The sequence below is a fragment of the Winogradskyella sp. 3972H.M.0a.05 genome, assembly GCF_040493455.1.
In the GTDB taxonomy this organism is placed as follows: Bacteria; Bacteroidota; Bacteroidia; order Flavobacteriales; family Flavobacteriaceae; genus Microcosmobacter.
Window position 1 is genome coordinate 36,462 of sequence record NZ_JANFDA010000001.1, and the last position, 12,117, is coordinate 48,578.

The window sequence follows — 12,117 nt, forward strand, 5'->3', positions numbered from 1 at the left end:
ATTAGAAAGGCTTCTGTGGTATTATTGAAAGAATAGTTGTTAATGTTGTAACTCCTCTTCTCCTTCTTTTAGAGGTATATTTTGTGGTACAAAATCCTCATCGTGCCCTGGCTTGCTATAGTCATATGCCCAACGGTGAACGTGAGGAATCTCACCTTCCCAGTTTCCATGAATATGCTTTATTGGTGCTGTCCATTCTAATGTGTTTGAACGCCATGGATTTTGTACTGTTTTCTTTCCGTAGAAAATACTGTGAACAAAATTGTAAAGGAATACTAATTGGAAAGCTCCTCCAACTAAAGCAAATATTGTGATAACAACATTCGCATTTGCAGTATCGTCAAATAACGGGAAATTAGAGTTTGTATAATAACGTCTTGGTAATCCTGCCATGCCTATAAAGTGCATCGGGAAGAATACACCGTAAGCACAGATTGCAGTAACCCAGAAATGTAAGTATCCTAAGTTCTTATTCAACATTCTACCAAACATCTTTGGGAACCAATGATAGATACCAGCAAACATTCCATATAATGCTGAAATACCCATTACTAAGTGGAAGTGTGCTACAACGAAGTAAGTATCGTGTACATTAATATCTAAGGCACTATCTCCTAATATAATTCCTGTTAATCCACCTGTTATAAATGTAGATACTAATCCTATAGAGAATAGCATCGCAGGGTTCATCTGTAGATTACCTTTCCACAATGTGGTTATATAGTTGAATGCTTTTACCGCTGACGGAATTGCAATCAATAGTGTTGTAAATGTAAATACTGATCCTAAGAATGGATTCATTCCTGAGATAAACATGTGGTGACCCCAAACAATTGTCGATAAGAAGGCAATTGCTAAAATTGAAGCAACCATCGCACGATAACCAAAAATTGGTTTACGTGAGTTTGTTGCAATAATCTCAGAAGTAATTCCTAATGCAGGAAGTAATACAATGTATACTTCTGGGTGACCAAGGAACCAGAACAAGTGTTCAAATAATACTGGCGAACCTCCTTGATAGTGTAATACTTCACCTTGTATAAATATATCTGATAAGAAGAAGGATGTACCAAAACTTCTATCCATTATTAATAATAATGCTGCAGATAATAATACAGGGAAAGAAATTACACCGATAACCGCCGTGATAAAGAAAGCCCAGATCGTTAATGGTAAACGCGTCATAGACATTCCTTTTGTTCTTAAGTTGATTACGGTTACAATATAGTTTAGTGAACCAAGTAGCGATGATGCAATGAATATTGCCATCGATACTAGCCATAGGGTCATACCAGCTCCTGAACCTCCTTGTGCAAGTGGTAATGCTGAAAGTGGTGGATAAATTGTCCAACCAGCTGCAGCAGGTCCTGCTTCTACAAAAAGAGATAACACCATGAATACACTCGATAAGAAAAATAACCAATAAGATACCATGTTAAGGAATCCTGAGGCCATGTCTCGCGCACCAATCTGTAATGGAATTAATAAGTTACTAAACGTACCACTCAGTCCTGCAGTAAGTACGAAGAATACCATGATAGTACCGTGGATTGTTACCAATGCTAGATAAATATCTGCATCCATAACACCTTCTGGTGCCCACTTACCTAATAAGGCTTCAAATATTACATTTGGCTTTTCTGGCCATGCAATTTGCATACGGAACATTAGTGACATAACTACACCAATAACTCCCATGATAGTACCTGTAATAAGATATTGCTTAGCAATCATCTTATGATCCTGGCTAAAAATATATTTAGTTACAAACGTCTCTTTATGGTGGTGGTGTTCCTCTTCGTGAGCGTCGTGTGTATCTACGTGTGCTGCCATAGTTCTATAATACGTTTAAAACTTTTTTATTTAGTTAAAGAATTAGCAAAGGTCTTCTGCTCAGCCATCCAAGCATCATACTCTTCTTGAGTTTCTACGATAATTTTCATTTGCATGTTGTAATGCGATTTTCCACAAATCTTATTACAAAGTAGCAAGTAGTCGAACTCATATCTTAGTTCTTGACCTAGTTCTTCTATTTCTTCTTTTCTTTCTACTCTTAGTTTATTAATGTTTGCAACCTTGTCAATGATGTCTGGATTTTCACGCATCTCTTTCGTAGTGATTGTTGGTGTGAATCCAAACTGAGTAATCATTCCAGGTACACAGTTCATTTGAGCTCTAAAGTGAGGCATGTACGCTGAGTGCAATACATCCTGAGAACGCATCTTGAACAATACTGGTCTACCTACTGGTAAATGAAGCTCTGTTGTGATAACATCGTCTTGCGCGTTTGGATCAGCTTCGTCCAGACCAAGGATATTAGCATTGTCTAAATTGATCAATCGAACATTAGCCTGTCCAAGAACATTATCTGCTCCTCCGTAACGTGCTTTCCAGTTGAACTGTTGCGCATATAATTCGATAATTAATGGATCGTCATCTTCATCAATATTCATAATATTAGACCAAGTGAATAATCCGTAGATGATTAACCCTGCTAATACAATAACTGGGATTATAGTCCATATAGCTTCAAGAAGGTTATTATCTGCATAGAATAATGCTTTTTTACCTTTTTCGCCTCTATACTTATATGCAAAATAGTGTAATAAGAATTGAGTTACTGTTTGAACTATAAAGATGATAACCATTGATACAATCATCAATGTATCAATCTGTGGTCCATGCTCAGAAGCAGAATTAGACATTAATGGTAAATCTCCCCAATATACAAAACTTATTATGGTAATAACATAAATGAAGATTAGGAAACCTATCATTAAGTAGCCATTGATCTTGTTGTCATTATCTGTGGCAACTTGATTATTTGAAGCTCCGACTTGCGCCAGGTCAAATATTTTTACCATTTGCCAAATGGCAACAGCTACAAAAAATACTATTAAAATTGTCAATAAAGCAGTCATTACTATATCTCTTCGTTATTTAATGTTATTAATAGTGGAAATGTTCACTTTCTTTAATGAATGGATTCCCTTTAGGAAGCAATGCCTCCTTGGATAGCGCTCTAAACACTAAGAATAAGAACAATCCTGCAAATAATAAAACAGCTCCTATCTCAGGCATTCCGATAAACCATCTGTCACCTACAGTTCCTGGCATAACCATGTTGAATACATCTAGGTAGTGACCAATTAGTATTACAATACCAGCCATAACTACAAACCAGTTTACACGCTTATAATCGCTATTCATTAATACCAATAATGGGAAAATGAAATTCATAGCTAGCATACCAAAGAATGGTAACTTATAATCGTTGAATCTGCTGATAAAATAGGTTACCTCTTCAGGGATATCTGCATACCATATAAGCATAAACTGTGAGAACCATAAGTACGTCCAGAAAATACTAATAGCGAACATAAACTTGGCTAAGTCATGAAGGTGGCTATCATTTACAAATTCTAAATATCCTTTGCTCTTTAAGTATATCGTCATTAAAGCTATTACTGTAATTCCACTCACAAACATACTTGCAAATACATACCATCCAAATAGTGTACTAAACCAGTGCGGATCTATACTCATAATCCAATCCCAAGACATCATTGATTCTGTATAGATGTAGAATACTAAGAATGCTGCTGCGATACGGAACGATTTCTTAAAGTTTCTGTTATCATTAGCAGAATCTTGAGCTAATGAAAACTTACGAGCGAAGTATCTATATAAACTCCAACCTCCTAAGAAAATTAAAGCTCTAATAATAAATCCTGTTTTATTTAACCATCCTGCTTTACCAGCAACTAAGGCATCATAGTTTTCGTGACCAGGTTCTGTAGTACCTTCTTTTAACCAAACAAATAAATGGCTATCTCCCCAAACTGCAATTGCAATAACAATTAATCCTCCTGGTAATACGTAATACGTAATCGCTTCCATAACTCTGAAAAGTACAGGAGACCAACCTGCTTGTGCAGCCCATTGTATACCGTAAAATGCTAAAACACCTAATGAGATCATAAAGAAAAAGAATGCTGCTACGTATAATGCCGCATAAGGTCTATTATGAATTTGGTGCAATACATGTTCTACATGCTCAGCGTGTTCATCACCATGAGCATCGGTTGCATGATCACTATCTACATTATGAGTAGTAGCTTCAGCATGATCATCACCATGTGATTCAGTTGCATGACTATCGCTTGCTTCCCCATGTCCACCTCCATGATGACCAGCTGCTTCTTCAGCTAATATTCTTTCTACATCTTGAGTAGTCACATGTGATGACGTATATGCCGTACCCCATAATACAGCACCTATTACCATCAGTACAATAGAAGCAATTTTTAATCTATTTGAAAACGTATACATATCGTTATATAATCTTTATATATCTTATTTTTCTAAATCAGCTTTTAACTTTGAAACGTAAGCGACAACTTGCCAACGCTCTTCTTCATTCAATTGATTGGTATAGCTACCCATTTGACCTTTACCATAATAAATCACATGGTAAATACTTCCGTCAGTGATATCTTTATCCGCATAATTTCCAGGAAGTATTAATTCTCTTTTCCCTAAACCTAGTTGACCATCTCCTTTTCCTTGGTTACCGTGGCATATACTGCAGTAGATTCCATAAAGCTCTTTCCCTCTTTCCATATCTACTTGAGTAGAATCTAGCGGGCTAGCTAATGTCGCTTTAGCCAATTCGTAGCCTTCATTAGTATTTTCGATATCATAAATCGAAAAGCCTCTAGGAATTGTTCCTTCTACTGGCAATTGTGCTTCCATATCACCTTTGAATGCCTTGGCATCTTGATAGGTTTCATACGGAACCGGTTCATACATGTTTGGCATGAATTGATAGTTTGGTCTTGTATCTTTCTTACAAGACACAATAGATACAAGGACTAATGCCAATACAGCTATTTTAGTGACGCTTCTAATCATAATTAATGCGCTTCTTTATCTACAATATTAATTTCTACTGCTCCAGTTTCTTTTAGCAAACTCTCTAATTCACTTTCATTATCATGAACTGCGATCTCCATTAGGAAATGATCATCGGTAGTTCTTGGGTCTGGATTTTCAGCTTTTTTGAATGGCCACATTCTACTTCTTAAGTAAAATGTAATTACCATTAAGTGTGCTGCAAAAAATACCGTCAACTCAAACATGATCGGTACAAATGCAGGCATATTTTCTATATAACTAAAGCTTGGTTTACCTCCAATGTTCTGAGGCCAGTCTTTAATCATTATAAAATTCATCATTACAATTGCCACAGTTAATCCAACACATCCGTACATAAATGATGTAATCGCAATACGTGTTGGTGCCAAGCCCATAGCTTTGTCTAGACCGTGAACAGGGAATGGTGTATATATTTCTTCTATATGATGCTTTTCTGCCTTAACTTTCTTAACAGCAGACATCAAGACATCATCGTCGTTATAAATAGCGTGAATTACTTTAGATGCTTCCATTATGCTATTAACTTTTTGATTCTTTATTATTATCTCCAGAGGTTCTCTCATCGGCTCCTGTTCCTACTAAGCTTTCTCCAGCTTCTCGAATACGCTTATAGCGTTCACCTGAAGACTTAAGGATTGTTTTCACCTCGGCTTGTGCAATCACTGGGAATGTACGCGAGTACAGTAAGAACAATACAAAGAAGAATCCGATAGTTCCAATAAAGATTCCTATATCTACAAATGTTGGAGAGAACATTGTCCATGATGATGGTAAGTAATCTCTATGTAACGATGTTACGATGATTACGAAACGCTCAAACCACATTCCTATATTTACTACAATGGAGATAAAGAACGAGAACATAATACTTGTTCTTAGTTTCTTGAACCACATAAACTGTGGCGAGAATACATTACACGTCATCATCGCCCAATACGCCCACCAGTAAGGTCCAGTAGCTCTATTAAGGAATGCATACTGTTCGTATTCTACTCCTGAGTACCAAGCAATAAATAACTCGGTGATATATGCCACACCTACTATGGAACCTGTAATCATAATGACTATGTTCATTAATTCGATGTGTTGTACTGTGATATAATCTTCTAGGTTACACACTTTTCTCATGATAATGAGAAGCGTGTTTACCATTGCAAATCCAGAGAAAATCGCACCAGCAACGAAGTATGGTGGGAAAATCGTTGTATGCCAACCTGGGATTACAGATGTGGCGAAGTCAAAGGATACAATCGTGTGTACAGAAAGTACAAGTGGTGTTGCTAAACCTGCAAGTACCAGAGATACTTCTTCGAAACGTTGCCAGTCTTTTGCACGACCAGACCATCCGAAAGATAGTAATGAATAGATTTTCTTTTGGAATGGTTTTACAGCTCTATCTCTAATCATTGCGAAATCTGGTAACAGACCTGTCCACCAGAATACCAATGATACAGAAAGGTAAGTAGAGATTGCAAATACGTCCCAAAGTAATGGTGAGTTAAAGTTCACCCAAAGTGATCCAAATTGGTTTGGAATTGGTAATACCCAGTATCCTAACCATGGTCGTCCCATGTGTATGATAGGGAATAAACCTGCTTGTACTACCGAGAAGATTGTCATCGCCTCAGCAGAACGGTTAATCGCCATACGCCATTTTTGACGGAATAATAATAGTACTGCCGAAATCAGTGTTCCTGCGTGACCAATACCAACCCACCAAACGAAGTTAGTAATATCCCAGGCCCAACCAACAGTTTTATTAAGTCCCCAAGTACCGATACCTGTTGAAATAGTATATATGATACATCCTATTCCCCATAGAAAAGCTGCAAGTGAGATTCCAAAAACAATCCACCATGCCTTGTTGGCTTTTCCTTCTACAGGCTTAGCGATTTCTACCGTAACATCGTGATACGATTTTTCGCCAGTTACTAAAGGTCTTCTAATAGGTGCTTCGTAATGAGACGCCATATTTTATTGTTTAATTGTTTATTTGTTTAATCGTCTAATGTTGTTCTATTTTCAACTTTTGACTTTCAACTTTTAACTTTTTACTTAATTATGCTTCAGTTGTATTTCTCACTTTTGTTTGGTACATCACATTTGGTTTTGTACCTACATGCTCTAGTAAGTGATACATACGTTTATCTTCATGCAGGTGAGCAACCTTACTATCCTTGTCATTAATATCACCAAAGGTCATTGCTCCACTACTACAAGCTGCTGAACAAGCAGTCTTTAATTCTCCGTCTTTTAATGGACGTCCTTCACGCTTAGCATCTAAAATAGTTTTCTGTGTCATTTGGATGCACATAGAACATTTTTCCATCACACCACGAGAACGTACTACAACATCTGGGTTTAATACCATACGACCAAGGTCATCATTCATGTAGTAATCAAACTCATTATTGTTGTTGTATAAGAACCAGTTGAAACGACGTACTTTATAAGGACAGTTGTTCGCACAGTATCTTGTTCCTACACAACGGTTGTATGCCATGTGGTTTTGTCCCTGACGACCATGTGATGTTGCTGCTACTGGACAAACTGTTTCACAAGGTGCGTGGTTACAGTGCTGACACATAACAGGCTGGAATGCGACTTGAGGATTATCTGCAGGAGATTCCATTTCTCCAAATTCACTCAATGAACTTCCTAAACCAGAAATAGCATCTTTCTTAGCATTATCTCCTTCGAAAGACTCTTCAGAAGAATAATATCTATCGATACGTAACCAGTGCATATCACGACTACGTCTTACTTCTTCTTTACCTACAACTGGCACGTTATTTTCCGCATGACATGCAATAACACAAGCACCACAACCCGTACAAGCATTTAAATCAATAGATAAGTTAAAGTGATGTCCTATAGAACGATCAAATGATTCCCAAATATCAACTTTAGGATCTGTAACTTCAACAGGTTTATGATCTAACGACACCGTAGGAATGGCATTCCACTTCTCTTTTGGTTCGTTGTTATAGGTATTTAAGTCTGTTTCTTTAATAATATCTCCACGACCCATTAAGGTATTGTGAAGCTGAGTACAAGCAAATTCGTGCTCTCCAGTTGCTGCTTCAACGGTCACATTCTGAACATTGTTGAAGTTAGCGTACAATGCATAGGCATTAACACCTGTTTGCATTTCTTCTTTCATACCTTTGGTTCTTCCGTAACCAAAACACATTCCTACACTTCCTTTAGCTTGACCAGGTTGAATAATTACTGGAGCTGTTATTGATGCACCATTTACAGTGACTTTAGCATAACTTCCGTTTAAAGCTCCCGTGGCTACATTCCAGTTTTTAAGACCTAACGCTTCTGCATCAGCTCTAGATACTGTTAAGTAGTTATCCCAAGTTGTTCTTGTAATTGGATCTGGCAACTCTTGTAACCAAGCATTGTTGGCTTGTTGACCGTCTCCCATTGCAACTTTACTATATAGCGTTAGCTCCATGCTACTACCATCACCAGCTGAAGTCGCTAAAGCTCTAGCAGCATTTCCTGAAGGTGTTTCAGGTGTAGCGTCATCTTGAGCATCGTCTGATGCAGTATCTTCAGTTGAAGTATTAGCAGCGCTAACGAATACACCATCGTGCAATGCTTGATTGAATGAACCTCCGTTTAATACATCAGAAGTCCAAGTTTCTTTTATATAATCGTGATACGAACTATCGTTTCCTGTCCATTTTAATAAAGCATCTTGGAATTGATTCGTATCAAATAAAGGACGGATTGTTGGTTGCGTTAAACCATAGTGTCCTTTCTTCATTTCTACATCTCCCCAAGACTCTAAGTAGTGAGGTGCAGCAGCGATATATTCTGCTAAAGAAGATGTTTCATCTTCTTTCATCGAAAACGAAATTGATAATTCTGTTTTCTTCAGACCTTCAGTAAATTCATTTGAATTTGGCAAGCTATAAGCAGGATTTACTCCAGCCATAATTACAGCTCCAACAGTACCTGCATTCATATCTGTTACTAGCTTAGCAACAGCATTTGCATTACCTTGTCTAGTCTTTATAGGTGTGTCTGGATTGAACGCTTTACTTGAAAGGTGTTCGTTAATTTCTAAAGCAACTGTTTGCGCATTAACATCTTGAATTCCTGTTACAACAACACCATTGCTTCCTGCTTTATTCAATTCTGAAGCAGCGTTACGAACCGCTTGGTCTATATGCTCTGGTAAGCTTCCTGAAACCGAACCTCCTACAACATAGCTATATAACTTAGCTAATGCTAATTTTTGTTGGCTTGGAGTCATTGGCACACGCTTATCTGCGTTAGCACCAGTTAATGACATATTAGATTCGAACTGAATATGACGAGACATTTTTCCATGATCTGGAATACGCTTCTTAGCATATGCAGAGTCAAATCCTCCACCTTGCCAATCGCTTAAGAAGTCTGCGCCAACAGACACAATAGTCATCGCTTTAGAGAAATCGTAATCAGCTAATCCTCTTTCTCCATACTTAGCTTGGTATGCATCTAATGCTGCACTTTCTGAAATGGCATCATATACTACATGACGAACATTCCCGAATTGTGCTTTGAACTCATTTACCAACTTACTAGTTGATGGGCTAGCAAATGTTTGCGTTAACAACACAATCTCTTTACCACCTTTAAGTTCGTTTAATTTTTTTGAAGTATTTGCGTAGAATGTAGCCCAATCGATCGCATTACCCGATTGCATTGGTGACTTCACTCTTAAGTTGTCATACAAGCCAAGAACAGAAGCATTTACTCTAGCATTTGCGCCACCATGAGTAGCTGCTAAATCGTTATTCTCTATCTTGATTGGACGTCCTTCTCTGGTCTTAACCAATACGCTTGCAAAGTCGTATCCATCTGCAACTGTAGTCGCATAATAGTTTGCAACACCTGGAATAATCTCCTCTGGTTGTACTACATAAGGAATCGATTTGATTACTGGTCCTTCACAAGCTGCTAATGAAGCGGCTGCTGTACTAAAACCAATATACTTTAAGAAATCACGACGTGATGTTGATGATGATTCTAAGGTATCTTTATCTCCTAAAAATTCATCTACAGGAATCTGCTCAACAAATTCGTTCTGCTTAAGCGTCTCAACAATAGAGCTGTTGTCTAGCTCTTCAACACTTTTCCAGTATTTCTTGTTTGATGACATATTGTTAATTTATGATTTTTGATTTTTGATTTACGATTTTTGTTTCTAATAAACGACTTCGTAATTCGTCAATCTTAATTCTTTAAATTTATTAATAGTGGCACTTACCACACTCTAGTCCACCCATTTGGGCAACTGTTAATTGTTCTACACCATACTTTTTAGATAACTCTTCGTGTATCTTAGCGTAGTACTCATTATCCTTCACCTTAACATTGGTTTCTCTGTGACAGTTGATACACCATCCCATTGTTAATGATGAATATTGATACATGACCTCCATTTCTTCAACAGGACCATGACATGTTTGACATTCTATACCTCCAACGGAAACGTGTTGAGAGTGGTTGAAATACGCAAAATCTGGTAGGTTGTGGATACGAATCCATTTTACTGGTTGTGTTTCTCCAGTAAATTCTCTTCCATCCCATCCAACTGCGTCGTATAATTTTTGAATCTCAGCATTGTAGTCTACACCATACTCTTGTCCTTCTGCTAAGGTTTCTGGTGCTACCTCTGAGATAGTCTTATGACAGTTCATACATACATTAAGCGAAGGAATCCCTGACGTCTTACTTACTCTAGCAGACGAGTGACAGTATTTACAATCGATTCCATTATCTCCAGCATGAATTCTATGCGAGTAATGTATTGGTTGTACTGGCTCATAACCTTGATCTACTCCTATTTGCATTAAGTATCCATACACAAAGTATCCACTAGCTAACAAGAAGAAAATCGCAGTTACTAATAATAAGAACTGATTCTTAACAAATGCTTGCCATAAATTTGCCCCTTTTTCATCTGCAACGACAACACCTTTAGCTTCTGCAAAACGGTTTAGTGTGCGCTTCACTAAGATTAATGCCATTGCTAATAGGGCAAATAATAACGCTAAAGCTCCAAGAATAAGAGTATTGGAAGTTCCTCCTACAGTTCCTCCTTCACCAGGTGGCGGCGGAATATACCCCGGACAATCCGGTGATGACTGAGGATCCAACTCACAAGGATCAACAGCTGTATAAGCTAAAATATCATCTATCTCCTCATTAGATAATTGAGGGAAAGCAGTCATTGCACTAGCATCAAAATCTTTTATCTCATTAGCATAAGCATCTCCTGAGTTAATTAATGCTGTATTATTCTTAATCCAATCGTACAACCATTGTCTATCTAATCCTTTGGTATCCGACAATCTTGCCTCAACATTCCTTAATGCAGGACCTGTCATATCTTTATCTAACTTATGACAAGCAGCACAGTGCGTGTTAAATAAAGTTTTTCCGTTTTTATGATCGCCTTCTTGAGCGTTGAGAGAGGTAGAAATTGTAATTAAGAAAATAAAACCTAAAGCGAAGAACTTAGAGGCTAAATTACGGTGAATCACCTGTTTCATATTGTTAGTTAAATTGACGTCTAAATTTTGGTATGATTTTTTCATTAAACGGTATAAAAAACGTTTGGAAAATCTCATGCAAAAGTAAGATATAAACTCGATTTTGAAAATGTTACAGAACTGTTAATTGCTAATTTATAAAGGTTCTAAATAATAAAATATAAGCCTATTCAGTTTATATAATTTAACTTTGCATCAAATAATAAATATCATGAAAAAATTCTTGTTTAAAATTGCTTTGGTAAGCCTTGTTTTTATTGGGTTTCAGAGTCAAAGCTTTGGACAGACTGCAACTGTAAATGTTGAGCAAGACAAAGACATTGATAGACTTTTGGAATATAAGCGTGATCTTAAAACGGTTGAAACTTATAAAATTCAGGTTTTTTCTGGAAACAGAGCAAGTGCTGAGCGCGTTATGACTGAGTTTAGAAACAGATATGGTGAGTGGCCAGTGAGTAGAGAGTATAGAACACCAAATTATAAGATTTGGGTTGGGAACTTTACAAGTCGATTAGAAGCGGATAGAGCACTAATGAAAATAAAGAAGAAATATGCAAATGCTTTTATTTTCAAACCAAAAAAGGATAAGAAATAAATCCTAATATAACTTCAATAAAAAAGG

At 37.1% G+C, this 12,117-nt stretch carries 9 protein-coding genes; 1 reads left to right on the forward strand and 8 read right to left on the reverse strand.

Annotation, left to right across the window (positions count from 1 at the left end; genetic code table 11):
• Positions 1-39: 39 nt before the first annotated feature.
• The 8 genes from NCE97_RS00160 to NCE97_RS00195 all read right to left on the reverse strand — a co-directional run bounded on the left by NCE97_RS00160 (position 40) and on the right by NCE97_RS00195 (position 11,495).
• Positions 40-1,833: a cytochrome c oxidase subunit I gene (locus tag NCE97_RS00160; RefSeq protein ID WP_353776841.1), complete on the reverse strand. Its 1,794-nt coding sequence runs from the start codon at positions 1,831-1,833 to the stop codon at positions 40-42.
• Positions 1,834-1,859: 26 nt separating this feature from the next.
• Complete coding sequence (locus NCE97_RS00165) at positions 1,860-2,921, reverse strand: cytochrome c oxidase subunit II (RefSeq protein WP_353776842.1); 1,062 nt, start codon at positions 2,919-2,921, stop codon at positions 1,860-1,862.
• A gap of 28 nt (positions 2,922-2,949) precedes the next feature.
• Positions 2,950-4,332, reverse strand: a complete 1,383-nt coding sequence (locus NCE97_RS00170) for a quinol:cytochrome C oxidoreductase (protein WP_353776843.1) — start codon at positions 4,330-4,332, stop codon at positions 2,950-2,952.
• 24 nt (positions 4,333-4,356) lie between these two features.
• Positions 4,357-4,911: a c-type cytochrome gene (locus NCE97_RS00175; protein WP_353777474.1), complete on the reverse strand. Its 555-nt coding sequence runs from the start codon at positions 4,909-4,911 to the stop codon at positions 4,357-4,359.
• Positions 4,912-4,916: 5 nt separating this feature from the next.
• On the reverse strand, positions 4,917-5,450 hold the full coding sequence (locus NCE97_RS00180; protein WP_353776844.1) for a DUF3341 domain-containing protein: 534 nt from the start codon (positions 5,448-5,450) through the stop codon (positions 4,917-4,919).
• Between the two features lie 7 nt (positions 5,451-5,457).
• Positions 5,458-6,909 (reverse strand): NrfD/PsrC family molybdoenzyme membrane anchor subunit, encoded by a 1,452-nt coding sequence (nrfD, locus tag NCE97_RS00185; protein ID WP_353776845.1) that lies wholly within the window; start codon positions 6,907-6,909, stop codon positions 5,458-5,460.
• A gap of 88 nt (positions 6,910-6,997) precedes the next feature.
• Positions 6,998-10,099, reverse strand: a complete 3,102-nt coding sequence (locus NCE97_RS00190) for a TAT-variant-translocated molybdopterin oxidoreductase (RefSeq protein ID WP_353776846.1) — start codon at positions 10,097-10,099, stop codon at positions 6,998-7,000.
• 91 nt (positions 10,100-10,190) lie between these two features.
• Positions 10,191-11,495 (reverse strand): c-type cytochrome, encoded by a 1,305-nt coding sequence (locus NCE97_RS00195; RefSeq protein ID WP_353776847.1) that lies wholly within the window; start codon positions 11,493-11,495, stop codon positions 10,191-10,193.
• Positions 11,496-11,706: 211 nt separating this feature from the next.
• On the opposite strand from NCE97_RS00195, the gene NCE97_RS00200 reads away from it, so the two are divergent.
• The gene (locus NCE97_RS00200) at positions 11,707-12,090 is read left to right on the forward strand and encodes an SPOR domain-containing protein (protein ID WP_353776848.1); all 384 of its coding nucleotides are present in this window, start codon (positions 11,707-11,709) and stop codon (positions 12,088-12,090) included.
• Positions 12,091-12,117 lie beyond the last annotated feature (27 nt).